Consider the following 26,390-nt stretch of genomic DNA (forward strand, 5'->3'; position numbering starts at 1 on the left):
CTGAGCGGTGAGGGTGCCCGACCGTAGCCAGCGCCACCGGGCGCGCCGTGTCGGGAATGGGACCGAGTGCACCATCGACCACAACCGACAAGACGCGACCGGCAGGACGCGTCGGCCTACCGCCGCAGCCTCAGCCGTCCACCCTGCGGAGCCAGAACGTCAGCCCGATCGTGTCGTCGGTGAACGCCCGGGCGTCGGCCCACGTCGGCTCGCCGGTCGCGTAGTCGGTGGCCAGAACCTCCTCGGCGACCAGACCGCCGTGCTCGGCCAGCGCCAGCGCCGTGTCGTCCCCGCCCGGCAGGTACCGCAACTGGATGCGATCCGAGACCTCCAGGCCGCTGGCCTTGCGTGCCTCCTGGATCTGCCGGATCGCGTCCCGGGCCAGGCCGGCCCGGCGCAGCTCGGGCGTCAGGTGCAGGTCCAGCGCCACGGTGGCGCCGGCGTCGGACGCGACGGCCCAGCCCTCCCGTGGCGTCTCGGTGATGATGATCTCGTCGGGGCCGAGCGTGACCGGTTCGCCGTCCACCTCGACGGTAGCCGTTCCCGTCGTACGCAGGGCGTCCTTGAGCGACGCGGCGTCGGCCGCGGCGATCGCCTTCGCGACCTGCTGCACCTGCTTGCCGAAGCGCCTGCCGAGGGTACGGAAGTTGGCCTTGGCGCTGGTGTCCACGAAGGAGCCGGCGATGGCGGTCACGGCGCCGACGTTCAGCTCCGCGGCGATCTCGGCGAGCAGTTCCTCGGGCAGGGTGGCGAAGTCGTTGGCCGAGGCGAGCGCGCGCGACAGCGGCTGACGTACCTTGATGCCCGACTCGGCCCGCGCCGCCCGGCCGAGTTCGACCAGCCGCCGGGCCAGCGCCATCTGCGCGGACAGCGCGGGATCCGTCAGCGCCTCGTCGACCTGCGGGAATGCCGCCAGGTGCACCGACTGCGGCGCCTGGCGGTCGACCGCCACGACCAGGTCCTGCCAGACGCGTTCGGTGATGAACGGGGTGATCGGCGCCATCAGCAGCGTCACCGTGGTGAGCGTCTCGTGCAGGGTGGCCAGCGCCGCCGGATCGCCGCGCCAGAACCGCCGCCGGCTACGCCGCACGTACCAGTTGGACAGGTCGTCGACGAAGGCCGCGAGCAGCTTGCCGGCCTCCTGCGTGTCGAACGCCGCCAGCGCCGCGTCCACCTTGCCGACCAGCTCGTTCAGCTCCGAGCGCACCCAGCGGTCGAGCACCGGCCGGTCGGCCGGCGCCGAGTCCGTCGCCGACGGCGACCACCCGGCGGTACGTCCGTAGAGCGCCTGGAAGGCGACCATGTTCCAGTACGTCAGCAGCGTCTTGCGGACGACCTCCTGCAGCGCGGTGTGCCCGACCCGGCGTGCCGACCACGGCGACCCGGCGGCGGCCATGAACCAGCGCACCGCGTCGGCGCCGTGGGTGTCCATCAGCGGGATCGGTTCGAGGATGTTGCCGAGGTGCTTGGACATCTTGCGGCCGTCCTCGGCGAGGATGTGGCCCAGGCAGACCACGTTCTCGTACGGGGAACGGTCGAAGACGAGCGTGCCGACGGCCATCAGGGTGTAGAACCACCCGCGGGTCTGGTCGATCGCCTCGGAGATGAACTGCGCGGGAAAGCGCCGCTGGAACAGGTCCTGGTTCTTGTAGGGGAACCCGAACTGGGCGAACGGCATCGACCCGGAGTCGTACCACGCGTCGATGACCTCGGGGACCCGGGTCGCGGGCAGCGCGCACGACGGACAGGCGAAGGTCACCCCGTCGATGTACGGGCGGTGCGGATCGAGCGCCGACAGGTCGCTGCCGGCCAGCTCGCCCAGTTCGGCCAGCGACCCGACGCAGGTGAAGTGGCCGTCGGCGCAGCGCCAGATGGGCAGCGGCGTGCCCCAGTACCGGTTGCGCGACAGCGCCCAGTCGACGTTGTTGGTCAGCCAGTCGCCGTACCGGCCGTGCTTGACCGTGTCCGGCTGCCAGTTGGTCTTCTCGTTCTCCCGCAGCATCCGGTCGCGGACCGCCGTGGTCCGCACGTACCAGGACGGCTGCGCGTAGTAGATGAGCGCGGTGTGGCAGCGCCAGCAGTGCGGGTACTGGTGCTCGTAGGGCGCGTGCCGGAACAGCGCACCGGACCTGCTCAGCTCCTCGACCAGCGGCTCGTTCGCGCCGCGGAAGAAGAGGCCGCCGACCATCGGGACGTCCTCGTCGAAGGTGCCGTCCCGGCGGACCGGATTGACCATCGGCAGCCCGTACGCCCGGCAGCTGGCCAGGTCGTCCGCGCCGAACGCCGGCGACTGGTGCACCAGGCCGGTGCCGCTGTCGGTGGTGACGTAGTCGGCCAGGATGACGATGTGCGCGTCCGGCACGTCGACCAGCGCGAGCGGCGGACGGTAGGTCCAGCGCTCCATCTCCTTGCCGGTGAACGACTCGCCGGTGACCGTCCAGCCCTCGCCGAGCACCGAGGCCGTCAGCGGCTCGGCGATCACCAACCGCTCGTCGCCGTCCGTGGCCACCACGTACGTCACCGCGGGGTTCACCGCGACCGCGGTGTTCGACACCAGCGTCCATGGCGTCGTCGTCCAGATCAGCAGGGAGGCGCCGCCGGCGAGCGGTCCCGAGGTGACCGGGAACCGGACGTACACCGCCGGGTCGACGTCGGTCTCGTAGCCCTGGGCCAGTTCGTGGTCGGAGAGCGTGGTCTGGTCCCGCGGGCACCACGGCGCGACCCGGAAGTCCTCGACCAGCAGACCCTTGTCGAAGATCTGCTTCAGCGACCACCACACGGACTCGATGTAGTCGGAATCCATCGTCCGGTACGCGTCGTCCATGTCGACCCAGTAGCCCATGCGCTCGGTAAGCGCGGCGAACGCGTCGGTGTGCCGGGTCACCGACTCCCGGCACCTCGCGTTGAACTCGGCGACGCCGTACCTCTCGATGTCCTGCTTGCCGGTGAACCCGAGTTCCTTCTCGACGGCCAGCTCGACCGGCAGGCCGTGGCAGTCCCAGCCGGCCTTGCGGGCGACGTGGTAGCCCTTCATCGTCCGGTAGCGCGGGAAGACGTCCTTGAACACCCGCGCCTCGATGTGGTGGGCGCCGGGCATGCCGTTGGCGGTCGGCGGGCCCTCGTAGAACACCCACTCCGGCCGCCCCTGCGACTGCTCCAGGCTGCGCGCGAAGACGCTGTTCGCGTGCCAGAAGCGCAGGATCTGGTGGTCGAGCGCGGGCAGGTCGACCTGGGCGGGCACTGGGCGGTACATCGATCTTCCTCCGTTGGACGATGACGCTGCTGCCAACGGAGGGACGAGGTGCGCGACCCCGCGGTACCACCCTCCTTGACCGCGACGTGCCGTCGCGGCCCACTCAAGGTGTTGCGGTCGGTTCTACTCGGCCGGGATGGCCTTTCTTCCGACGGCTCCGGGGTGATCTTCCCGCCGCGCACACCCCCGGGCTTCCACCGGCCCCGGGTCTCTGCTGGCTGCGTGCGTCGGTACTCGTCCCCATCTGCGCCCTGCGCCGGTCATGATACGTCAGCCGGGAACTTCGGCGGCATCGGATCCGACTACCGCGGTGGGACGGTTTCGCTTCGGTGTCGAGGAGTTCAGCGTGAGTGTCGCCAGTCGGTACACGGCGTCCGGTATGACCTGTGAACACTGCGTCCGGGCGGTTTCCGGCGCGATCAGCAGCCTCGCGGGCGTCGAGTCGGTTGTGGTCGACCTCGCCTCCGGCCGGGTCGACGTGCGCAGTCAGGCGCCGCTGGAACGGTCCGAGGTGGAGCGGGTCATGCAGGACGCCGGCTATGAGGTTCGGGCCGACGCCGGCCGTGAGGTTCGGGTTTGAGTAGGCCGGGCCGGCCCGCCGGGCGGCCGGCCGCCCCGCTCCGCCGCGCACGATTCCGTCGATCATGTCGGCGCGACTGACCGGCACCGGTACGCCCACCCGGCCGCCCTGCTGCTGGGCCCGGGCGCTGCTGGCGGCACCACCGGAATCCGACGCGCCGCCCGATCGGGCGTGCGCGAAGCCGGGCTGTGCGGCGGGCGGCTGCAAGCGCTCGGACGACCGGCCGCTGCCGGGGCTGCCGGGCGACCCGCGATGGCTGGGCGAGATCGCCCGGCGCGTCCCGGAGCCGGCGGTCCTGACCGCCGCCATCCTGCGCCGCCTGGCCGAGGAGGGCATTCTGGACGAGGACGAGGGCAATGGCTGAGCATCCCGACCATGGCTCGTTGCCCGCGCTTGCGGCGGCGGCCCGAACGGGCGACCGGGCGGCCCTGACCGAGTTGATCACCCAGACCAGCCCGACCGTCTGGCGGGTCTGCGCGGCGCTTGTCGACGTCGCGTCCGCCGACGACCTCACCCAGGACACCTACGTACGCGCGATCGGCGCTCTGCAGCGTTTCCGCGGGGATGCCTCCCCGCTGAGCTGGCTCATCGCCATCGCACGCCGGGTGTGCGCGGACGAGATCGCCGGTCGCCAACGCCGCCGACGGCTGGCCGACCGGCTGCAGATCCACCGCCGGGCGGACAGCGGGGAGCCGCTGCCCACCGTCGCACTCTCCGTCGCGCTGGCTCAGTTGCCCCGGGACCGGCTGGAGGCGTTCCTGCTGACCGCCGTCGCCGGGTTCTCGTACGCCGAGGCCGCGGCCGTCTTCGACTGCCCGGTCGGCACGATCCGCAGCCGGGTCAGCCGCGCCCGGTCCGACCTGCACCGGGCACTCTCCGACGAGCCGGGTTTCGGTGGCCGGCTCACCGGCTGACCCGCCCCGCCGGAGCGAGGATCAGGATTCGGGGTCGCCGCGGCGAGGACGTACCCTGCCGGTGATGCCCGCAGAGACCCGTGTCCGAGACGTGCGGCCCGCGACGGGCCGGCGCTGGTCGCGGCTGGCCCTCGGGTGCGCGGCCCTCGCCGCCGCCGTGGTGGCGGTCGTCAGTGTGGTGGCCGGCGCCTTCCCGTACGCGGTGCTGGGCACCGGCGACCCGGGAACGCTCGTCCGGGTCGCCGCGCCGCTGCTGCGGCTGACCGTGGATGCCGCGGCGACGGTGTGCACCGGCGCGCTGGTGTTCGCGGCGTTCTTCACCCGTCCCCAGCCGTCCGGGCTGGTCTCCCCGCCCGCGTTCGCGGCGTTGCAGACCGCGACCCGGGCCGCCGCCGCCTGGGCGGCCGCCGCGCTGCTGCTGTGGCCCGTCGACGCCGCCGCGACGGCCGGTGTGCCCCTGCGCCGCGTGCTGACCGTGCACGGACTGGCCGTGACCACCGAGGCCCTGACCGGTCCGAAGGCGTGGCTGGCAACCGCGGCCGCCGCCGGCGCGCTCGCGATCCTCGCCCGGCGTACCCTGCGCTGGCGGACGACCTTCACGCTGAGCGCCGTGGCCGTCCTCGCCACGCTGCCGATCATCACGGCCGGGCATTCCGCCTCGGACACCAACCACGACATCGCCACCGCGGCGATCGCGATCCACATCCCGGCCGCCGTTGTCTGGCTGGGCACGCTGCTCGCGCTGCTGCGTACCCGTGGCCTGGCCGGTGACCGGCCGGCGGCCCTGCGCCGGTACGGCCGGCTGTCGGCGGGATGCTGGTGTCTGGTCGCCTTCAGCGGCCTGGTGGACGCGGCGGTGCTGGCCCCCGGCGCCAGCCCGGTCACCACCGGGTACGGGGCGCTGCTGCTGCTGAAGGTGGCGCTGCTGGCCGGGCTGGGCTGGGTGGTCCTGCGTACCCGGCGCCGCCTGCTCGCCGGCGACCCGGCCCCGCGGCGCCTGCTCGCCACGGAGCTTGCCGTCCTGGCGCTCGCCTTCGGATTCTCGGTCGCGCTCACCAACCTGCCTGCGCCGAAGTTCATCGACGCGGTCGTCTCCGGGCACCAGACGCTGCTCGGCTATGACCTGACCGCGCCGCCGACGGCGCTCCGGTTGATCGCCGACTGGCGCGTCGAGGTGATCTTCGCGCCGCTGTGCCTGCTGCTGGCCGCCGCATACCTGCGGGGCGTCCGCCGGCTCGACCGGCCGTGGCCCCCGGGGCGCACCGTCGCCTGGCTGGCCGGCTGCGCCGTGCTGATGGTGACGACCTCGTCCGGGATCGGCCGCTACGCGCCGGCCATGTTCAGCGTCGAGACCGTCGCGCACATGCTGATCGGCATGCTCGCCCCGTTGCTGCTGGCGTTGGGGGCGCCGCTCACGCTGGCGGACGCCGCGCTGCGGCCGGCACCGCCGGACGGGCTGCCGGGACCGCGGGAGTGGCTGTCGGCCGGGCGGGAATCCGTGTCGGTGCGGACGCTTACCCAGCCGGTCGTGGCGACAGTGGTCTTCGTGGCCACCCCGTTCCTGCTCTACTTCACGGCCGCCTACGACCTGGCCATCCGCTACCACTGGGCGCACCTGGCGATGGACGTGTTCTTCCTGGCCGTCGGCTACCTCTTCGCCTGGACGGTGACCGGTCTCGACCCGACCCCCGCGCCGGCGCCCAGCCTGCTCCGGCTGGGTGTGCTGCTGGTCGCGATGCCGTTCGACGTGGTCTTCGGCGCCGCGATCCTGGCCAGCGGGCACATCATCGGCGACGGTTCGGCGAGCGGCAACATGTACCGGGCGCTGGACCTGCCGTGGGTGCCCAGCCTGGCCGACGACCAGCGGCTCGGTGGCTTCCTGGCGCTGGTCACCAGCGAGCTGATCATGTTCGCCATGCTCGCCGTGGTGTTGATCCGCTGGCGGCCGGCCGCGGCCGAACCGGACTACCAGGAACTGCTCGACGAACTCGCGCAGCGCCGGACCAGGCCGGCGTCCCTGGACGCCTGAGCGCGGGCGAACCGGAACCCACCGCCGGCCGTCGACGGCGCGAGGCCATCAGTGCGGTTCGGGATGCTCGGCGCGGCGCGAGGCCATCAGTGCGGTTCGGGATGCTCAGCGCGACGCGGGGTGCTCAGCGCGGCCCGGGGCCGAAGCCGCGCAACCGCAGGCTGTTGGAGACCACGAGCAGCGACGACAGCGCCATCGCGGCACCGGAGATCAGCGGGTTGAGCAGCCCGGCGGCGGCGATCGGCAGGGCCAGCACGTTGTAACCGAACGCCCACGCCAGGTTGATCCGGACCGTGCGCAACGTCCGCCGGGCCAGGGCCACCGCGGTCGGCACCACGTCGAGATCCTCGCGGACCAGGATGACGTCGGCCGCGCCGATCGCCGCGTCGGTGCCGGTGACGACGGCCATCCCGAGATCGGCCCGGGCCAGCGCCGGCGCGTCGTTGACCCCGTCGCCGACCATGGCCACCACCCGGCCCTCGGCCTGCAACCGCTGGATCGTGGCCGCCTTGTCGGCCGGCAGCACCTCGGCGATCACCTCGTCCACCCCGACCGCCGCGGCCACCGTCGCCGCGCTGGCCGCGTTGTCGCCGGTCAGCAGCACAGTCCGCAGCCCCATGCCGCGCAGCGCCGCCACCGCGCCCGCCGCGGACGGCTTCACGGTGTCGATCAGCACGAACCCGCCGCGAACCGCGCCGGCCACCCCGACCAGGACCACCGTGCCGCCCTTGGCCTCCCAGACCTCCCGCACGGCGGTGAACTCGGCCGGCGCGGTCATCCCGCGCTGGGCCAGCAGCCGGGGGAACCGACGACCACCTCCCGGCCGTCGACCTCGCCCTGCGCGCCCAGTCCGGGCAGCGCCGTGAACCGGTCCACCCGGGGCAGGGCGCCGATCTCGGCGAGCGCGTAGGCCGCGATGACCCGCCCGATCACGTGCTCGGCCGCGTTCTCCACCGCACCGGCGTCGCCGAGCAGTCCGGCCCGGTCGGTGCCCTCGGCCAGCCACAGATCGGCCACCGTCATCCGCCCGGTGGTCACCGTGCCGGTCTTGTCCAGCACCACCGTGTCGATCGCGCGGGCCGACTCCAACGCCTGGTGCCCCTTGATGAACACGCCCAACTGGGCGCCCCGCCCGGAGGCGGCCAGCAGCGCGGTCGGCGTGGCCAGACCCAGCGCGCACGGGCAGGCGATGATCAGTACGGCCAGGCCGACGCTGATCGCCCGCGCCGGCGTCGCCCCGGCCAGCGCCCAGCCCAGGCCGGTGGCCAGCGCCAGCGCGATCACCACCGGTACGAAGACGGACGAGATGCGGTCGGCCAGTCGCTGGACCCGCGCCTTGTCCGTCTGAGCCCGTTCGACCATCCGCACCAGCTGCGCCAGGTGGGTCTGCGCGCCCACCCGGGTCGCCTCGACCACCAGCCGCCCGGCCACCGTGACCGTGCCGCCGGTGACCGGGTCGCCCGGCTCCACCTCCACGGGTACCGACTCGCCGGTCAGCGCCGAGCAGTCCACCGCGCTGGCGCCGTCCACCACCAGAGCGTCGGCCGGGATCGTCTCGCCCGGGCGGACCACCAGCCGGTCACCCGGTCGTACGGCGGCGGCCGGCACCTGCTCCTCGGTGCCGTCCGCGCGCAGCCGGGTGGCCCGCTTGGCGCCGACCTGGGCCAGCGCCCGCAGCGCGTCGCCGGCGGCACGCCGCGCCTTCGCCTCGAACATCCGGCCGGCCAGCACGAAGACCGTCACGCCGACGGCCACGTCCAGGTACACCGACCCGGCCGGCTGGAAGAGCAGCCCCCACGCCCCGGCGCCGGGCGGCGCCGCACCGTCGTGGAACACGGTGAACAACGACCAGGCCGACGCGGTGACGACGCCGAGCGAGACCAGGGTGTCCATCGAACTGCCGCCGTGTCGGGCGGCCTTGAGCGCCTTGGCGTGGAACGGCCAGGCGCACCAGGTGACGACCGGCAGCGTCAGCGCCAGCAGCACCCACTGCCAGCCCGGAAACCGCAACGACGGCACCAGCACCAGGGTGATCGACAGGTCCGCCAGCGGTACGCCGAGCAGCAGCGCGACGACCAGCCGCCGCCACAGGTCCCGTACCCGGTCCGGGGCCTGCGGCGCGGCCGCCGGCTGCACCACCGTGGCGCCGTACCCGGCCCGTTCCACCTGGGCGATGAGCGTCTCCACCGTGACCGGCCCGGCAAGCTGGACCGATGCCTTCTCGGTGGCGAGATTGACGGTGGCGGTGACGCCGTCCAGCCTGCCCAGTTGCTTCTGCACCCGGGCGGCACAGGCCCCGCACGTCATTCCGGTCACCGCGAGCTCAAGCTCGCGGAGATCCGATTCCGGGAAAGTGGTGACCGTCATCCGTACCCTCGCCGCTGCCGTGTGATCGTGCAGCCAAATCTACGCAGCCTGCACCGGCGCCCGTGACCGGGTGCGCGATCTGGCCGGATGGTCGGTCGCAGCGTGGGTCGTCCGGCCGGGAGATCACCACGTGGCCAACCGCACCCGATTGCCCGGGAACTCCGGCTCCCGGTCCTCGGACCTACCGCCATGCAGATACCTTCAGCAAGCGGCGCCGTTCGGCGAGTTCAGGGTGTGGCGTCGTGACCGGCGGCTGGATTCCGGCCTGGGCCGCGAACGTGTGGAGCGTGCTGTTCTTCGTCATCGCCCTGGTGCATGGCTGGCACCTCGCGTGGGCGGCGGGTCAGGCCCGGTTCTGGCACCTCGCCCACCTCCTGATGGCGCTCGGCATGATGGACATGTTCTGGCCCGCCGGGCGGATGCCGGTGGGTGCCGTTCCCGGGGAGATCATCTTCGGGGTCGCGGCGGTCGCCGTCCTCGGGTTCATCGCGGTGGCGGTGATCCGCCGCACGCCGCCGGCCGCCGCCTGGCTGCTGACCGCGTTCGACCTCGCGGCCATGGTCTACATGTTCGCGCTGATGTCGACGCGGTTTCCGGCCGCGATCACGGTGCTGCTCGCGGCGGCGTTCGTGGTCGAATCGGCCGGCTGGGCCACCGGGAAGCTGGTCCGGACCGCGCCGGCGCACGCCACCGCGGCGAACGGTCAGCACCACGGCGGGGAGGTGCTGTCCATGCGGATCAGCCTGGCGCTCATGGGGCTGGGCATGGCCTACATGCTGCTCGCCATGCAGTTCGGGACGGACATGGGATCGAACATGCCTGGCATGCCGGGTATGCCCGGCATGTAGCCGCCCGATCGGCGGCACCGGAGCTCTCCGCCGACCGCCCCGGAGCCCTCGGCCGGCCCCGGGGCTGCCCCGGACCGGTCGGCGGGCTTCGGGGGCCGGTCAGATGCGCACCGTGGTGGACAGCACCGGGCGGACGCCGGAGGCGGTGCGCAGTTCGAACGTCAGCAGCCAGTTGCGTCCCGCCGTGAGATTCGCGCTACCGATCGCCGTGTGCGTCGTGAGGGCCAGCATCGTGAAGGCGACCCGCCGGCCCTGGCCGGTGTCCTCGGCCGTGGCCAGCCAATGGTGGACCGCGTCCGGCCGGCGTTCGTCCCCGGTCCAGCACAGGTGGATGATCGTGCCGGTGGTCTCGCGCTGCAACCACGCGTAGAGGGCGTGCGTCTTCGTGCTCATCACCACGGACTGCTGTTTCGGGCAGAACGCCTGTTGGTGGGCCGCCCGGGCGGTGACCGCCGGCACCGCGACGGCGACGAACAGGACGGGCACGAGGACCGAAGCGGCGAATGCGACCGGCAGGCGGTGACGCCGCCGGGACGCGCCCGGCGCGGGAGACACCTCCGGTCCGCGGTAGGCCGGCGAGAGAAGGTGTGCGCCGCGGTCCGCCTCGGTCGCGACGGAGGCGCCGTGACGCATCCGCGGACCCGGCCCACGCCGCCGTGCGGAGCGGAGCAGGGCCGTCACCGCGGTCGCGCTCGGCGCCGTTGCCCGGCCGCCGCGACGGCCGGCCGGACGATGAAGGACCGGACGACAACGGCCGAGGCCGACCGGGTACGCGCCTCCCCCGGCTGCCCCGTCCGGACCGGTTGTCCCGTCCGGACCGGTTGTCCGGCCCGGACCGGGTGCCCCGTCCGGACCGGTTGTCCCGTCCGGACCGGTTGTCCGGCCCGGACCGGGTGCCCCGTCCGGACCGGGTGCCCGGCCCGGACCGGGCTCGGTCCGACCCCGGGAGCCCGCCCGGACGAGGAGGCAGGCCGTCACCGCCACGATCACGGCCCCCAGTACCAGGATCTCCATCACGACACCACCTACCCGGATCGGTGCGGCCGCACCGGTCGTCGTGATAGTCGCGTTGGACGGTGCTGCGGTTCCCACCCCATCCGAAACGCTTGTCGCCGGGGGTGGCCAGCCGGCGGCGAGGACCCTGCGTCCCGTCCGGACCAGGATGAACGCGCCGGCTGACCACCTCGGCAGGGTCAGCGGATCAGAAGAGCGCTCCGATGCGGGTGACCCGCCGGCGGCGTTTCTCGACGGCAGGGTCCCCGGTCAGGAGGCGCTGTATCCGTTGAAATAGTGGACGCCGTCATGGGCGGTGTCGCCCGCCGCGGTTCTCCGGTTGGTGCTGAACCAGAGCTTGTCCCCGTTGGCGACCCCCACGCCCTCGATCTCGAAGAGGTCCGGATACGCGCTGGAGGTGATCCGGAAGGACAGGTCGCTGGCCGCCTTGATCGAGCCGGAGGCGGTGGAGATGTTCCGGTAGACCAGAACGATGCTGACGTTGTTGTACGTCAGCGGGAAGTACAGGGTGTTGCTGCGGTAGCCGATTCCCTGGGTCGAGTACGAGGTGATGTTGCCGACGGTCTTCCCGTTGACCTGCGCATCCTCGATGTTCAGGCTGAAGGCGCTTGTCACATTGATGGTGCCGCTGGTCGCGGTCAGCCCGACCGAGCCCCGGTAGAAGCTCCGGCCGGTCTTGAAGAGGAAGTTGATGTTGCTCGCGTCCTTGCTGGTGATCGCCACCCCGGACATGGACTTGTTCGCGCCGTTGTACTTGATCGTGTAGTTGCCCACCTTGTAGTACGTGGTTCCCACGTACTTGAGCTTCACCAGGCTCAGGCTGCCGGCGGTCATGGTGACGGCGAACATGTAGTAGTTTCCGTCGTTCGAACTCAGCGCGATGTCGTTCGCGTGGCCGAGATAGGTCGCGTAGCTCGTCCCGTTGTCGCCGTTGGTCATCAGCGTGGTACTGCCGTCGCTCATCCTGGTGCGGTAGATGACCGCCGCCGTCTCACCACTGTTGATCTTCACGGAGTAGGTGTACGTGGACCCCACGGCGAATCCCTGCGCGGCGTAACAGCTGTTTGCGTTTCCGAGCGTCGCCATGGTGGTGTAGGTGTTGAAGTAACCCGTGCTGGCCGCGTTCGCCGGCGCGGCGGCGGCCAGCACCGTCGCGGCGATCGCCGAGGTCATGGCGACAGCCGTGACGGCCCGTTTGAGCATTGACATCGCTCGTCCTCCCGTGGTGGTCCCGTGGGCCGTTCGGTCCAGGGGTCGTGCCGGTGCGGCGCGGCCTTCCCGCCGCGTCCGTGCCAAACGCCCACGTCGATGCGTCGGTCCCGCGCTGAACGGTGACTCAGGCACCTAGAGAGGATGCTGCACACCCTTGCGCGAGATCAAGTAGCACCCGGTCCATGATCGGCGGTGCCCGGGCGGTCTCGGCTCAGCGCCGCAGGGTGTTCTCCCGGGCCATGTGCGACAGCTTCTCCGGATTGCGCACCGCGTAGAGGCCGCCGATCCGGCCGTCGTCGACGCGTACCGCCACCACCATGTCCAGTTCTCCGTTCAGCCGCACGATCAGCGCCGGGTAGCCGTTGACCTGCGCCGGCTCCATCGACGCCAGTCCGGCGATCCGGCCCCACCCGCCGGTCAGCAGCCGAGCCACCCGGTCGGCCCCGCTGATCGGACGCGGGATCGCCTGCTTGATCCCGCCGCCGTCGCCCACCAGCACGACGTCCGCGGCCAGGACGTCGACCAGCGCCTGGAGGTCCCCGGTCTCGACGGCCCGCCGGAACGCGTCCAGCGCGTTGCGGGCCTGCGCCGGGGAGACGGTGCGACGGGGCCGGCGCGCCGCCACGTGCGCCCGTGCCCGGTGCGCGATCTGCCGGACCGCGGCGGTGCTCCTGTCGACCGTCTCGGCGATCTCGTCGTATCGGACGTCGAACACCTCCCGCAGCACGAACACGGCCCGTTCGGTCGGACCGAGCGTCTCCAGCACCAGCATCATGGCCATCGACACGCTGTCGGCGAGCGCGACGTCCTCGGCCACGTCGGGCGCGGTGAGCAGCGGCTCGGGCAGCCACGCTCCGACGTAGGACTCCTTGCGGCGTCCGAGCGTGCGCAGTCGGGTCAGCGCTTGGCGGGTGGTGATCCGTACCAGGTAGGCACGCCGGTCGCGGACCTCGTCGAGGTCGACGCCCGACCAGCGCAACCAGGTCTCCTGCAACACGTCCTCGGCGTCGGCGGCCGAGCCGAGCATCTCGTACGCGACCGTGAACAGCAGGTTCCGGTGGGCGAGGAACGCCTCGGTGGCCGGGTCCGCCATGGTTGTCCCTTCGCCGCTCGGCTGCTTTCCCACCAGACTCCGGACGCCGGCCCGGTGTGACACGGCGGCGCCCGGTCGGGCCGTGGCGCTGCTCACCCGGCGGCGCTGTCACGCCGGCCCGGCGCTCGGCATCTCGTGTTCGTCCCCAGCCAATGTCAGCAGAGAGGGCGATCCCATGCAGACCCGATTCAACATGTTCGACAACGCGCTCGCCGAGCGGTTCATGAAGCGGTTCGCCAACACCAGCCTGGTGATCCAGCAGTCGTCGCTGCCGGAACTCACCCGGGAACTGGTGTCCCTGCGGGCCAGCCAGATCAACGGCTGCGGCTGGTGCATCGACATGCACACCAAGGAGGCCGCTGCCGCCGGGGAGAGCGCGGTCCGGCTGAACCTGGTCGCCGCCTGGCGCGAGTCCAGCGTCTTCACCGAGGCAGAGCGGGCCGCGCTGGCGTTCGCCGAGGAGGGCACCCGGCTCGCCGACGCGCACCAGGGGGTGTCCGACGAGACCTGGGCCCAGGTGCGCAACCACTACGACGACGACCAGATCGCGGCGTTGGTCTGCCTGCTCGGGCTGATCAACGCGGCCAACCGGTTCGGGGTCATCCTGCGGCAGAAGGGCGGCTCGTACGAGGTGGGCTCGTTCGCGGCGGCCCTGCGGTGAGCGCCTGGCCGGGTCGCCGCGGTGTTAGCGTCGCGGGGTGACTGCACCCCTTACCGCCGGGAACACCGCCCTGATCGCCATCGACCTCATGCCGCGCGTCGTCGAGCAGAACCTCGGCCCGCACGCCGGCACTGAGGTGCTGGATCGGACCGTGCGGCTGGCCACCGCGCTCCGGTCCGCCGGCGGCACGGTCGTCCTCGTCCGGGTGGAGCGGCCGGGCGTGGCCGAGCAGCCGCCCGGCAGCGGCTTCGCCCCGCAGTTGCGGCCACGGCCGGGCGACGTCGAGGTGGTCAAGCGCACGATCGGCGCGTTCTACGGTACGGGTCTGGCCGAGCGGCTTCGGGAGCGCGGCGTCGACACCGTGGTGATGGCGGGGTTGGCGACCACCATGGGCGTGGAGTCGACCGCCCGGGCCGCCGCCGATCACGGCTTCGAGCTGGTGTTCGCGTCCGACGCGATGAGCGGCATGACGGCGACGGAGCACGAGCACGCGCTGACGAACATCTTCCCGCGCTTCGGAGCCGTCCTCAGCACGGACGAGGTGCTGCGCCGGTTCGGCTGACCGGCGGTCCGCTCAGCGCGCCGCCTGGAAGGCGCGACCGACCGCGGTGGCCTCGCTGCCGGTACGGAACAGGCCACTCTGGTCCCGGTCGGTGGCGGGCAGGCCGAACCAGGCGTACCGGTGCAGCCAGGACAGCCCGTCCAGCATCCGGGTCGCCGCCGTGAGGAACGCGGCCTGCTGGTCCTGGCTCGGGAAGCGGACACCGTTCGAGAAGTCGATCAGCGCGAACTCGGTGAGCCAGATCGGCAGCCCGTACCGGGCGTGCACCGCCGAGAGGTACGACTTGAGCTGGTTGACGGCGTTGGCCGTGGTGAAGTCCCCGCCGTACCAGTGCAGGGCGATGAAGTCGACCCGGTAGCCGCGCTGCCGGGCGCCGGACATGAACCGGTCGAGCCATTCGCCCTGGCGGTCGCCGCCCCAGGCCACCGCGGGGCTGCCCAGGGTGAGACCGGTCGCCTCCAGTTGGGGCCACAGGTCCAGGGCCTGTTCCACCGACATGTTCGCCTGCCCACCCATGTCGGGCTCGTTGAAACCGAGCAGGTAGCGACCGTTGGCCTTGGCCTGCCGCAGGTTGCTCGCGGTGAGGCTGCCCGGTCCCCAGATCATCGGGACGAACTCGGTGCCCTTCGGGGTGGTGACGCCCTGATGGCCCACGTTCCAGGTGTAGTACCAGCCCGCCGTCGAACCGGCCAGCGCCTGGCTGACCCCGTCGAAGGTCCAGACGCCGACGCCCTTGCGCGACGAGCCGGCCTTGACCGCGGGACTGGCCGGGGCGGCCGGGTCGGCCGCACGGGCCGTCGACCGGCCGCTCGGCGACGGCGTGCCGGTGCCGGCGGCGCCGGACGTGGCCGACGGGCTCGGCGACGGCGTGCCCAGCGCGGCGGTGGCGGCCGCGTCGATGCCGGCCGGCTCGGCACCGACCGGCCGGGTCGCGGCCGAGGCGTCCGGCGGGGCGGACCGGTGCGTCACCGCCACCACGACGACCGCCAGCACGGCGAGCAGCGCGGCCGCGGCGATGGACACCACCACCGTCCTGCGCGGTCTGCCGTCTCCGCCTCGACCGATCCCGCGCATCGCACATCCCTTCACCTGGTCGCCCCGCCGGCCGGCGGCCGGGCTGGGCGGCCGCCGTCGGCCGCCGGCGAACCCGAGGATTCCGTGGCCGTGGATTCCGTGGCCGTGCCTCAGGTTACGGTTCTCCGCCGCGTCCGGTTCAGCCGCCGGGTGTCACCGGCCCGGCCCCGGCCGGCCCGCCGTCGACGCGCGGCCGGGCCTGAAGCTTGGACCACACGGCCGGCAGGGCGCCGCCGGGGGTGCCGCGGCGGCGGCGCCAGGCCGGGCCGACCGCCTCGAACACCCGCCGGGCGTCGAGCCGGTCGTAGTTGCGGCTCGGCGCGATCAGCGCCACCCCTGCCGCGCGCAACTGCCCGGCCCGGGACCGGACCGACGGCAGCCGATCGAGAACGTCGGCGGTGGCCGGTACGTCGATGGCGCGGCCGGCCGGCACCCGCAGCTCCAGCAGGAGATGACCGTCCACCGGTGCCGGTGGCCGCCGGTAGAGCCGTAGCCACCGCCGCGGCGGCGCCGACCCGCGCGCCGGCACCAGCGCGAACGCCCAGCTCACCCGCGAGGACGGCCACCGGCGTACGTCACCGGGCAGGCCCGGCACGCCGTGCCAGGCTCCGTCGCAGTCGATCCGGACCGGCCGGTCGCCGTCCGCGCCGTCCGCGCCGTCCGCGCCGTCTTCGCGGTCCTCGGGGTCCTCGCGGTCCTCGCCGACGGGTTCGAGCCGGCCCGCGCCGGTGAGCCGGTACCCGGCCAGCAGCCGGAGCCGGTCCAGCCGACCGGCCGGCACCAGGTACGTGTCGTTGACGGCCAGCAGATGCTGCAGATAGGCCGGTACGTGCGACCGGATCGAGGCCATCGGGATGGCGCCGCCCGGGTCGACCGCCAGGCGCAGCAGGTACGTCCCGGAGCGGGCCGGCTGGGCCGGCCGGGGTTCCAGCCGGCCGACCAGGAACAGGTCGGGGCTCGGGATCCCGCCGCCGGCCAGCTTTCCGGGCGGTCGCGTGGACGCCACGAAGAGGTCGAACCGCTCGGCGTTGACGCACTGTCCGGGGCCGAGCCACGGTACGCCGCTCGGTGCGCTCCGGCGCGGCTCGACGAGGACGCTGGGCCGCTCCGACGCGCTCACCGGGTCGGCCGGGGTCGCCGCTGCGGGCGTACCGGTCGGGGTGGCCGCGTCGGGCCTACCGGCCGGAACGACCCGCGCGGCCGTACCGGTGCCGGTGGCCGGCACCAGGCGACCCGCCGGATCGGACCGGAAGGCCGGGCTCCGGTCGGGGCCGGCGGGCCGGTGGCGGTGCCACGCCGCCGGCGCGCCCGCCCGGTCCACGGCCCGCAGGTCGTGGCCGTCGTCGAGGACCTGCACGGCGCCGCCCGGCGGCGGCGTCCAGACGGTCGCACCGACCGCGTCCGCGAGATCTTCCAGGTTCTCCGCCAGCGTGCGTTGCTCGGCCGGATCGGACGGCCAGGTCAGCCACAGCCGCAGGTCGGCGCCGTACAACGGCAGGTCGGCGAGGATCGCCGCGAGCCGGCGGCCGGAGTTGACCCGCTGGGTGCCCCGGTAGTCGCTGGTGAGGAACGCTCCGGCGCGTACCGTGACGGCGACGGTGGCCAGCCCGGCGGCGCCGGTCCGCAGCCGGTGCGCCGCCGCCCGGCGGGCCACGAAGTCCGCGCGGGTGGCCAGCGCCAGGCCGTCCGGCAGGGGCAGCGCCACCACTCCGGTACGCGGCCGGACCACGCCCCGGTCGACCGCGAACCAACCGGGCAGCGGGGTCGCCAGCGCGGGCGGCTGGATGACGAGCCAGTCGACCGGTTCCCGGGTCGCCCGGTCCAGGATGACCGCGTCGAAGAGGCCGTCGCCGTCCGTGCCGTACCGCCGGTGCCGCAGGTCGGCGCTGGACGGCGCGATCAGCACATCGCGGTCGAGCAGCCCGGCCACCTCGCGGAAGAGTTCCTCGCTGTGCTCGCCGGGCTGGGCCAGCACCCGTACGTCGTCGGACGGGTCGGCCGAGCGGCGGACCAGGTCGGCCAGGTGCCCGGCGGCCAGGTGCCCGGCGGTCAGCGGCCCGGCGGTCAGCGGCCCGGCCGGCTGGACCGGCCCGGGGGCGCCCGGCACCCCCGGGGTGAGGACGAGGTCGTACAGCCCGGCCACCCTGCGGTGCTGGGTTACGTCGAACCGCCGGACCGCAGGTCGAGCCCCCATGGCGACGGCTACCCGAGCGTCCAGGTCTGCTTGGGGTTGGCGACGTACTCCCAGATGTTGATCTCGGCGCCCTCGCTCGGGACGGCGCCCACGCTGTCGACGCACTTGTTCGCCAGCAGGCTGATGATCGCCTTGCCGGTGAACTTCCACTGCTGGGCGGGGTTCCCGCTGCAGTAGGCGGTCTGTATCCGGGTGCCGGTCGTCGTGTCGCCGTTCGCCACGTCCATGCACAGGCCGGTGAGCACCGAGCGGATGGTGCCGTCGCCGCGGATGTCCCACCGCTGCGCCGCCGATCCGCTGCTGCACGTCCGCAGCGTCAGGTGGATGCCGTCGGTGGCCAGTCCCGCGTCCAGGCACTTGCCGGACTGCTTCTGCACGAAGGGGCGGCCGGGCAGCGGCTTCTCGGTCTTGGCCGGCGTCGGCTTGGGCGCGCTGCTGGCCGGCGGCTTCGCCGGGCCGCTCGGGCTGGCCGGCGGCGGCGACGCGGGCGTGCGGGAGGGGGACGGCGACGGGGTGGACGGTGCGGGGCTCGGCGATCCGGCCGCGGTCAGCCGGGTGTCCAGCCTGTAGTACGCCGTGTAGGCGCTGACCTGGTCGACGAAGGCCCGCGCCGTCGCGTCCGGGCTACCGCCGGACTGGCGCACCGAGGTCGGGCCGACCCGGAAGGCCGCGAGGGAGAGCAGGTACGGATCACCGGTCAGGCCGGACAGTTCGGTGATCATGCCGCAGAGCGCGGTGCCGACCGCCGGGATGGCGGCGGCGGGGTCCCAGGCGGAGGCGCCCGGCGGCGCGTACCGCTGCCAGACGTCGGGCAGGAACTGGGCGATGCCCTGTTCGCCGTTCGCGCCGAGCTTGTTCGCGTCGAACGCGGAGGCCGCCATCAGCACGGCTGCCACCGTGACCGCGGTGACCTGCGGGCAGTTCTGGCCGGCCGCGAGCGCCGCGTCGACGTACTGGCCCGGCAGCGGCTGGGCGTCGGTGGGCGGGCTGGCGGTCGGGCGCGGCTCGCCGCTGCCGCCGAACGCCGGGAGCGTGGCGTAGTAGACCGCGTAGGCGCTGACCGAGTTGACGTACCTCGTGGCCGACGTGGGCACCGTGCCGGCCTTCTTGACCGCCGTCAGCCCCGACCGGAAGGCGGCCAGGGCCAGCCGCCACGGGTCGCCCTCAATCTTCGACAGTCGCAACTGGCCGCTCAGGTCACACATCTGGTGGCCCAGCGCGAGAATGTTTGCCGAGCTGTCACCCCGCGCGGCGTCCGGCCACGGCGACCAGGTCTTCCAGTCGGCGTCGCGCAGCCCGGCGACGCCCCGACCGCCGGAGTCGGTGTGCCTGGCGGAGTTGTCCAGGCCGGACTCGGCCATCAGTTGGCCGGCGACGCGGGCGGGGGTGAGCATCGGGCACGAGCGTGCCGCCGCGACGATGGCGGTCATCTGTTCCGAGCTGACGGGCCGCCCGACAACGGCGTCGTTGCGGGCGGTCGCCACCCCCCAGCCGATCGTTGCCGCGACCGCGGACAGCACGGCGAGGCCCGCGATGATCGACGCGGCGGCACTGCGCGGCAACCAGCCGAACCAACGGGCCGTCAGGTCCCGCAGGCTGCCGAACAGCCGGCCGAGGGGAGTGAACGAGATGTTTTTCACGGTCCCGGTCCCTTCGGCGTGGCAACTTCGACGTGTGAACGGACGGCGGATCGGTGCGGTTCACGGTGCGCGAAGTGATCATGAAGTTTTCCGGCCCGGCGTACCCGGACGATCGGCGCTGCTGACACGGCGTACCCGAACGCCCGGCTACCGGCTCCTATAAGGATCGTAGCGGCCGGCCCGGCGCTCGAACACGGTTCGGCGGCGGCCCCCGGGCCGCCGGAGCCGGCGGCACGTCCCCGAACCGGGACCCGCCGTACCGCGGCGGGGACGCTCCGATCCGTCTCGTGATAGAGATATCGGTGGTCGATGCGCTGGGCGGCGGGACGACCTGGGAGGCGTTCGGTGACGGCGGTACCCGACGGCACGGTCGACCCGGCCGGCGGCGGTGCGGATCCGCTGGCCGAGGAGCGGATCCGGCGCATCCACGAGACGTACGCCGGTCCACTGTCCGGGTTCCTGTCCCGGCTGACCATGGGCGACCGGGCCCTGGCCGAGGACCTGCTCCAGGAGACGCTGCTGCGGGCCTGGCGCAATCTGGACGCCCTGCCGCAGGACGTCGAGAAGGTCGGGGCGTGGCTCTACACGGTGGCCCGGAACGTGGCCATCGACGCGGCACGGGCACGTCGGGCGCGACCGCCCGAGGTGAACCTGCCGGACCTCACCCGATTGCCGGCCCGGGGCGACGCGGTCGACCGGATGGTCACCGTGCAGGCGGTCCGGCAGGGGCTGGCGCGGCTGAGCCCGGAGCACCGGGCGGTGCTCGTCGAGCTGTACTTCCGGGGCTCGTCCACCGCCGAAGCGGCGGCCCGGCTCGGCATACCCGAAGGTACAGTGAAGTCCCGGGCGTACTACGGGGTGCGGTCGCTGCACGCGGTGCTGGGCTCGATGGAGTCCTCGTGACCGGCGTCCGTTCCGGCCTCCGCGCCGGGTTTCGGTGGGTCCGCGCCGCCCGGAGGTTTGACGCGACACGCAAGGGGATGCCGGATGGCCGAGCGCGCTGAACACGCCACGGCCGAGGAGACGCGACTCGCGCTGTACCTCCTCGGCGCGCTCGACGACGGCGAGCGGTCGGCCTTCGAACGGCACCTGGCCGGCTGTGACCGCTGCCTGGCCGAGGCGGCCGACTTGGGCACGCTCACCAGCGCCTTCGGGCTCTTCTCCGCGGCCGAGGCGGCCGAGGTGATCGCCGACGCCGACGCCGACGCGGATGCGGAGACGGAGACGGACGCGGACACTGATGCGGATGCCGGAGCGGAGCCGACGGCACCCGCGCCGGAGCACCGCCGACCGGCCTCGGGCGCGCGCCCGGCACCCGCTCCCAGCCCGGCGCGTCCGGCGCCCGGCCGGGGCTCCCGGCCGACCCGGCGGGTTCCCCGCCCGCGTCCGCCGGGCCGCGGTGACCGCAGCGGCGGGGTCCGGCGGCCGGGCAGGCTCGTGGCCTGGGCCGCGACGGCCGCCGCCGCGGTCGCGGCCATCGCCGCCGTCGTGCTTGTGGTCCAGGGCGTCGATCCGGTACGCCCGCCCGGCACCGTGCTCGTGGCCACCGGGGAGGCGCCCGGCGTCAGCCTCGCCGTCACGGTCACCGGCAACCCGCGCGGCTCGACGGCCGAGGCGACGATCACCGGTCTGAGCGCCGGGACCCGCTACCGGTTGTACGTGGTGACCCGCGACGGCGCCACCCACGTGGTGCGCGACTGGGACGGCTCAGCCGAAACCCAGCGGGTGACCGGCGAGCTGACCGAGCCGGTGGAGTCGCTGGCGTTCTTCACGGTCGGGCCGGTCGACGGCGCACCGGTCGTGACCGCGGCCGTGCAGCCCCGGTCCGCCGCACCGCCGACCCGCTGAGCGGCCGGCAACTCCCGCATCCCCAGCCCGGGACACCGGAACGAGGACGCTGCGCGATCACCCGTACCGCTGGTTGACTGGGTTGCGGATCCCGGCCCATCTAACCTTGCGGGAGCGGCTGTGCTGACCAGACGGACCGTACTCGGGCTGGCCGGCGCCGGCGCCGCGGCGATCGGCGTACCGATGGTCGCGTCCGCGCTGTTCTCCCGGGCCGAGGCCGCCGACGGCCTGCCGGTGACCATCGTCAACAGCACCGGTGTCCACCCGAACGCGGCGATCCGGATGTACGTGGTCGGCACCGACCCGGCCGGGAACCAGGGCTATGCCTCGGGCAGCGGGGTCTTCACCCCGCTGGGCGCGGCCGACGCCGGATCGGACGGAGCGCTCGACATCGCCGTGCGGCTCTCGCCGTCCGGGTCGACGCCGTTCACGCTGCCCAGGATGTCCGGCCGGATCTACTTCGCGATCGACGGCGAGCTGGCGTTCCGGGCCGTGGTCGACGCGGCCGGCCGGCCCGCGTTGCAGTACCCGGTCGGCTGGCTGGCCACGGATCCGAGCTACCAGGTTTTGCACGACTTCTTCGAGTTCACCCACAACGACGCCGGGATGTTCTGCAACACCACGATGGTGGACATGTTCAGCATCCCGATGTCCGCCCGGCTCACCGGGGCGGGGGAGGCGGTCACCGGGAAACTGGTGGACGGCGGCCGGGACGCCATCTTCACCGCGCTGGCCGCGCAGCCCGGCTTCGAGCGGCTGGTCGTCGGGGACCGGATCCGGGCCATCGCACCCGGCCACGGGATCGGCGCCGGCCTCTTCTCCCCGACGTACTTCGACGGCTACATCGAGGAGATCTGGAGCCGTTACTCCAGCGAGTCCCTGCGGGTGAGCGCCAACAACGGCACCTGCACCGGCCGGGTCGACGGGAGCGGGCGGCTGGCGTTCGACAACGGGGCCGGCAGCTTCGCCCGGCCCACCACCCAGGACGTCTTCTTCTGCGACGGGGCGCTGCTGGCACCGAACGACGGGGTGAGCGGGCCGGTGGCCGCGGTGCTCGGCGCCGGGTTCAACCGGTCCGTGCTCGACCGGCCGGACCAGCCGGTCACCGACGCCGCCGCCTTCTACCGGCAACCGGTCACCAACCACTATGCCCGGATCCTGCACGAGGCCACGGCCGACCACCGCGCGTACGGGTTCCCGTTCGACGACGTCACCGGCGCCGCCGCGTACATCGAGGACCACCAGCCCACGCACCTGGAGATCACCCTGACGCCGTTCGGCACCCCGGCCGGCCGGCCCGCTGACCCGCCGCCGGCGTCCGCCGCGGCCCCGGCCCCGGCGTCCGCCCCCGCGGCGCCCCCGGCCGGCCGGGACGCGTACGCGCGGATCGCCGCCGACGGCTTCGCCGACCAGTCGGGCATCCAGACCGAGGCCACCACCGGGGGCGGCCGGCACATCGGGTTCATCGCCAACGGCGACTGGGTACGCTACGCCGCCGTCGACTTCGGCACCGCCGCTCCGGCCAACCAGTTCGTGATCCGGACGGCCTCCGGCGCCCCGCCCGGGGTGTCCGGCCTGGTCGAGGTGCGCCTCGACGGGCCCGGCAACCAGCCGGCCGGCACCGTGGCGGTGGCCGACACCGGAGGATGGCAGTCCTGGCGCGAGGTTCCGGGCAACCTGGCGCCGGTCACCGGGGTACACGACGTCTACCTGACCTTCACCAGCGGCCAGCCGCAGGAGTACGTGAACATCAGCTGGCTCACGTTCCGGCGTTGAAACACCCTCTGAGGTCTCGGCGCGGTAACCGGGGACCCGGAAAAGGGACGTCGAAAACGGGACGCCGGAACAAAATCCGCGGCACCGTGAACCGGCGCGGCCGGGCGTCCGTCTAGGAGCTGACAAACGATACGACGTCCATTGTGAAAGGGACGTCGGTCGACGATTCAGCCCGGCCGTCCGGTGAGGGGAGTGCGATGGTGCCGCGAAAAGCAGTCATCGCGGATTCCGTTCCGCATGCGAATTCCGGCGACCGGCCGGCCGGGGTGGTGGCAATTGCCGGGCCGCCGCGGCGGACCGGACCGACCGGGCGCCGCGCCCGGTGGCTGGCCGCCGTGTCCGGCGTCCTGCTTGCCCTCGGCCTGCCGGTCCTCGCCTGCGGCCCGGCGATCGCCCGGGACCACGAGGGGCAGGTCAAGCTGGACGTCGACAACCAGATGCTCGCCGACACCCAGTGGTGCATCAAGACCGACACGTCCATGACGTACCCCCGGGGCAGCGACCGGAGTTGCTCGCCGGTGCTGCACGTGCGACAGACGGCGACCCTCTGGGTCGACGGGAAGCCGGGTGACCATCTCTACCTGGACTTCGAGATCTTCGGCGAGCACACGCACAACGACAAGGACATCACCGGGGCGACCCAGTGCACGGTGACCGGGAGCCTCTTCTCGGCCCCGCTGCGCTGCAACACCCCGACCGGGGTGCCGGTGGCGTTCTCCGAATCGCCGATGTCGCCGTTCGCCATCAACGTCAACGATCCGAACGATCCGGGCATGGCGCTGCTCAACCTGCTCGCCTGGACCGTCTCGGCCGCGGCGGTGGCCGGACTGCTCGTGGTCGGCATGAACATGGCCTTGCAGTTTCGCCGCGGCGATCCGGGTGAGTTCAGCGAGCATTCCCGCGGCCTGCTCATCGTCGGTGGTGCCTGCGTGCTCGGCGCCACCGCCGGGCCGATAGTTCAGTTCCTCAGCATTTACTGACCCGCCCCTCGTCAGCAATTTCCGTACACCCCCGGTACGGCATCCAAGCCGTTCCGAACTCCGTTGTGACCGTGGTTGGAGAAACCATGTTGCTGTCCATCTACGCCGCGGCCCTGCGGCTCGCGCCGACTCCCGCCCCGAGCGGTGTACCCATGCCGGACCCGGGCGGCCACGCTCCCACCGAGCTGACCGGCAAGGTCACCGTGGCGCTCAACCTCATCGCCTGGGCGGGCACCGCGGCGGGCGTGGCGGGAGTCCTGATCACCGGCACGATGATGGCCATCTCGCACCGCCGGGGCGAAAGCTCCGAGCACATGAGCCGGCTCGGCCTGGTGCTCGGCGGCTGCATCCTGGTCGCCGTGGCCGGGCCGCTCGTGTCATTCGTTTTCACCGGTTGATCCCGACGGCCCCGCGGCCCGGACCGGGGCGGCGGCGCGGTCGGTTTGCGAAGGGAACGCGCTGATGAGGTACCGACTGACCTCGGGCGCCGAGGACGACCGGCCGTTCTGGCGTCAACGGGGGTGGCAACTGTCCGCGGGCTTCCTCGTGTTCGTGCTCTGCGCGGGGCTGATCGCCGTGGTGCACGGGGTCCGGACCCGGCGCCCGGCGCCGGCGGGTCGGCGAACGCCGGGCCGCTGTCGCAGCGGCTCGGTGCCGAGAGCGACCGGCCGGGCGACTGCCGCACGGACGACGCCGACCAGGGCACCCCGGTGCGTCCGCCGGCCGACGTGACCTGGCGGCAGCTCAACGGCGCGGGGGTGCCGCTGTCGGCGTCGGCCGGGCCGCTGCGCACCACCGGAGCCGTGCAGTGGTGCTTCGCGCACACGCCCATGGGCGCGGTGATGGCGGCGAACGTCATACCCCGGCACATGAGCGGGGCCGAGTGGCGGTCGGTCACCGCGCAGCAGGTCGTGCCGGGCATCGACCGGGACATCTTCGTGGCGATGCGCTCGTCCCAACAGGACGCCCCGGTCCGGTACACCGCCAACTCGCTTGCCGGGTTCCTGCTGATGTCGTACGCGTCGGACCTGGCCACCGTCCGGTTGCTGATCCGGCAGGTGCCGGCGACGTACGGGGTGACCGACTACACGGTGCAGTGGCAGGGCGGGGACTGGAAGCTGCGTCCGCTGGCCGGCGGCGACCTGCACACGCCGGTGACCCCGGTACCGGACGCCACCGGCTTCGTGCTGTGGGCGGTGTGAGATGGCCACCTGCGGCACCGGCGACGCCGTCGACTACTTCGGCGCCTTCGGCCAGCTCGACAAGCTGTTCAGCCAGGGCATCGACGGCATACTCAGCGACATCGCCACCGCGATCCTGAAGGCGGCGGTCGGGCTGTTCGCCGACATCGCCACGGACATCCCCACCCTCGCCGACGCCTCGGTGAACAGCAAGATCGGCCTACAGATCAACTGGCTGGTGATCCTGCTCGCGGTGGCGTCCCTGCTGTTCGCCGCCGCCCGGATGGCGCTGGAACGGCGTGGTCAGGCCGGCGCGACGGCGGTCAAGGGCATCGTCCGGATGATCCTGGTGGCCGGCGCCGCGACGTACGTGCTCAACCAGCTCGCGACGCTTGCCGACAACTACACCAGGCATCTCTACGAGTCCGGCGTCAAGGAACAGCTCAAGACGATCGCGGCGTGCGGCACGGACAGCCTCACGGCCTTCCTGCTGATCATCATCGGCATCCTGTTGATCATCGCCGGGATCATCCACATCATCCTGCTCTACATCCGGCTCGGCGTGATGGTGGTGCTCTCCGGCACCCTGCCGCTGGCCGCGGCGGCGTCGATGACCGAGTGGGGCACCGGCTGGTGGCGTAAGCACCTGGCCTGGATGGTGGCCTGGCTGGTGTTCAAGCCGGCGACCGGGCTGGTGCTGTACGCGGGCGCCGTGATGATCAACTCCACCGGGGCGAGCGCCAGCCAGCAGAAGATCGCCGGCTGCGGCGTACTGCTGCTGTCGGCCGTCGCGTTGCCGGCGCTGCTGCGGCTGATCGTGCCCGCGGCGGCGGCGCTCGGGTCCTCCGACGGCGCCCTCGGCGCCGCCTCGGGCGCGGCGGCCGGCGCCGCGGCCGCCACCGGCGCCGTGATGGCGCCGGCCTGGGGCCGGGCCACCCGTTCGGTACGCGGGCAGTCGGGACCGAGCGGAGCGAGCGGCGCCGCGGGTTCCGCCGGCTCCTCGGGCCGCCGGTCGTTGGGCCGGGCGGCGGCCGGGCTCGGCGTGGCGGCCGTGGAGAAGACCGCCCGGGGCGCGGGCCGGGCAACCTCCACCGCGGCCAGGAACCTCGGCAACGTGGCGTCCAGCGCGTTGCCCGGCGTGCACGACGACAACCAGCACTGAGA

21 protein-coding genes and 1 pseudogene are annotated in these 26,390 nt (G+C 73.0%); 14 read left to right on the plus strand and 8 right to left on the minus strand.

Annotated features, from left to right (window positions below):
- Positions 1 to 130: 130 nt before the first annotated feature.
- On the minus strand, positions 131 to 3,253 hold the full coding sequence (ileS, locus tag CIK06_RS03275; RefSeq protein ID WP_095563569.1) for an isoleucine--tRNA ligase: 3,123 nt from the start codon (positions 3,251 to 3,253) through the stop codon (positions 131 to 133).
- Between the two features lie 346 nt (positions 3,254 to 3,599).
- On the opposite strand from ileS, the gene CIK06_RS30535 reads away from it, so the two are divergent.
- The 4 genes from CIK06_RS30535 (at position 3,600) to CIK06_RS03295 (ending at position 6,776) form a co-directional block, all read left to right on the plus strand.
- A complete protein-coding gene (locus CIK06_RS30535; RefSeq protein WP_369916093.1) occupies positions 3,600 to 3,833 on the plus strand; it encodes a heavy-metal-associated domain-containing protein in 234 nt (77 codons plus the stop codon).
- Positions 3,834 to 3,897: 64 nt separating this feature from the next.
- On the plus strand, positions 3,898 to 4,197 hold the full coding sequence (locus CIK06_RS03285; RefSeq protein ID WP_095563571.1) for a hypothetical protein: 300 nt from the start codon (positions 3,898 to 3,900) through the stop codon (positions 4,195 to 4,197).
- Positions 4,190 to 4,747, plus strand: a complete 558-nt coding sequence (locus tag CIK06_RS03290; RefSeq protein WP_095563572.1) for a sigma-70 family RNA polymerase sigma factor — start codon at positions 4,190 to 4,192, stop codon at positions 4,745 to 4,747. Before CIK06_RS03285 ends, CIK06_RS03290 begins: the two co-directional genes overlap by 8 nt.
- 64 nt (positions 4,748 to 4,811) lie before the next feature.
- Positions 4,812 to 6,776 (plus strand): cytochrome c oxidase assembly protein, encoded by a 1,965-nt coding sequence (locus CIK06_RS03295; RefSeq protein WP_157756583.1) that lies wholly within the window; start codon positions 4,812 to 4,814, stop codon positions 6,774 to 6,776.
- Positions 6,777 to 6,900: 124 nt separating this feature from the next.
- On the opposite strand, the pseudogene CIK06_RS03300 reads toward CIK06_RS03295, so the two are convergent.
- A pseudogene (locus CIK06_RS03300) lies at positions 6,901 to 9,143 on the minus strand (heavy metal translocating P-type ATPase).
- Between the two features lie 242 nt (positions 9,144 to 9,385).
- Between CIK06_RS03300 and CIK06_RS03305 the strand changes: the two are divergent.
- Complete coding sequence (locus CIK06_RS03305) at positions 9,386 to 9,991, plus strand: DUF5134 domain-containing protein (RefSeq protein WP_095563574.1); 606 nt, start codon at positions 9,386 to 9,388, stop codon at positions 9,989 to 9,991.
- 99 nt (positions 9,992 to 10,090) lie between these two features.
- On the opposite strand, the gene CIK06_RS29080 is transcribed toward CIK06_RS03305, so the two are convergent.
- The 3 genes from CIK06_RS29080 to CIK06_RS03320 form a co-directional block, all read right to left on the minus strand.
- Positions 10,091 to 10,477, minus strand: a complete 387-nt coding sequence (locus CIK06_RS29080; protein ID WP_157756584.1) for a hypothetical protein — start codon at positions 10,475 to 10,477, stop codon at positions 10,091 to 10,093.
- Between the two features lie 777 nt (positions 10,478 to 11,254).
- Positions 11,255 to 12,214, minus strand: a complete 960-nt coding sequence (locus CIK06_RS03315) for a hypothetical protein (protein WP_232533986.1) — start codon at positions 12,212 to 12,214, stop codon at positions 11,255 to 11,257.
- Positions 12,215 to 12,428: 214 nt separating this feature from the next.
- On the minus strand, positions 12,429 to 13,310 hold the full coding sequence (locus tag CIK06_RS03320; RefSeq protein ID WP_095563576.1) for an RNA polymerase sigma-70 factor: 882 nt from the start codon (positions 13,308 to 13,310) through the stop codon (positions 12,429 to 12,431).
- 175 nt (positions 13,311 to 13,485) lie between these two features.
- Between CIK06_RS03320 and CIK06_RS03325 the strand changes: the two genes are divergently transcribed.
- Positions 13,486 to 13,971: a carboxymuconolactone decarboxylase family protein gene (locus CIK06_RS03325; RefSeq protein ID WP_095563577.1), complete on the plus strand. Its 486-nt coding sequence runs from the start codon at positions 13,486 to 13,488 to the stop codon at positions 13,969 to 13,971.
- A 37-nt stretch (positions 13,972 to 14,008) separates the two neighbouring features.
- A complete protein-coding gene (locus tag CIK06_RS03330; protein WP_232533987.1) occupies positions 14,009 to 14,533 on the plus strand; it encodes an isochorismatase family protein in 525 nt (174 codons plus the stop codon).
- A 12-nt stretch (positions 14,534 to 14,545) separates the two neighbouring features.
- Here CIK06_RS03330 and CIK06_RS03335 read toward each other — a convergent pair whose 3' ends face one another.
- From CIK06_RS03335 to CIK06_RS03345, 3 genes are all read right to left on the minus strand, one after another.
- Complete coding sequence (locus CIK06_RS03335) at positions 14,546 to 15,556, minus strand: glycoside hydrolase family protein (RefSeq protein ID WP_232533988.1); 1,011 nt, start codon at positions 15,554 to 15,556, stop codon at positions 14,546 to 14,548.
- A 190-nt stretch (positions 15,557 to 15,746) separates the two neighbouring features.
- Complete coding sequence (locus CIK06_RS03340) at positions 15,747 to 17,801, minus strand: hypothetical protein (protein ID WP_157756585.1); 2,055 nt, start codon at positions 17,799 to 17,801, stop codon at positions 15,747 to 15,749.
- Positions 17,802 to 17,809: 8 nt separating this feature from the next.
- Entirely contained in the window at positions 17,810 to 19,441 is a 1,632-nt protein-coding gene (locus CIK06_RS03345) for an RICIN domain-containing protein (RefSeq protein ID WP_232533989.1), read from the minus strand.
- Positions 19,442 to 19,786: 345 nt separating this feature from the next.
- Between CIK06_RS03345 and CIK06_RS03350 the strand changes: the two genes are divergently transcribed.
- The 7 genes from CIK06_RS03350 (at position 19,787) to CIK06_RS03380 (ending at position 26,388) form a co-directional block, all read left to right on the plus strand.
- Entirely contained in the window at positions 19,787 to 20,344 is a 558-nt protein-coding gene (locus tag CIK06_RS03350; RefSeq protein ID WP_232533990.1) for a sigma-70 family RNA polymerase sigma factor, read from the plus strand.
- A gap of 84 nt (positions 20,345 to 20,428) precedes the next feature.
- Complete coding sequence (locus CIK06_RS29790; RefSeq protein ID WP_095563582.1) at positions 20,429 to 21,289, plus strand: zf-HC2 domain-containing protein; 861 nt, start codon at positions 20,429 to 20,431, stop codon at positions 21,287 to 21,289.
- 120 nt (positions 21,290 to 21,409) lie between these two features.
- Positions 21,410 to 23,065: a beta-1,3-glucanase family protein gene (locus CIK06_RS30540; RefSeq protein WP_157756586.1), complete on the plus strand. Its 1,656-nt coding sequence runs from the start codon at positions 21,410 to 21,412 to the stop codon at positions 23,063 to 23,065.
- Positions 23,066 to 23,400: 335 nt separating this feature from the next.
- Entirely contained in the window at positions 23,401 to 24,045 is a 645-nt protein-coding gene (locus CIK06_RS29800; protein WP_198348091.1) for a hypothetical protein, read from the plus strand.
- An 86-nt stretch (positions 24,046 to 24,131) separates the two neighbouring features.
- Positions 24,132 to 24,443: a hypothetical protein gene (locus CIK06_RS03370; protein ID WP_198348092.1), complete on the plus strand. Its 312-nt coding sequence runs from the start codon at positions 24,132 to 24,134 to the stop codon at positions 24,441 to 24,443.
- Positions 24,444 to 24,755: 312 nt separating this feature from the next.
- Complete coding sequence (locus tag CIK06_RS03375) at positions 24,756 to 25,247, plus strand: hypothetical protein (protein WP_198348093.1); 492 nt, start codon at positions 24,756 to 24,758, stop codon at positions 25,245 to 25,247.
- Position 25,248: 1 nt separating this feature from the next.
- Complete coding sequence (locus CIK06_RS03380) at positions 25,249 to 26,388, plus strand: hypothetical protein (protein WP_095563583.1); 1,140 nt, start codon at positions 25,249 to 25,251, stop codon at positions 26,386 to 26,388.
- Positions 26,389 to 26,390: the final 2 nt, after the last annotated feature.

Source organism: Plantactinospora sp. KBS50 (assembly GCF_002285795.1).
Lineage (GTDB): Bacteria > Actinomycetota > Actinomycetes > Mycobacteriales > Micromonosporaceae > KBS50.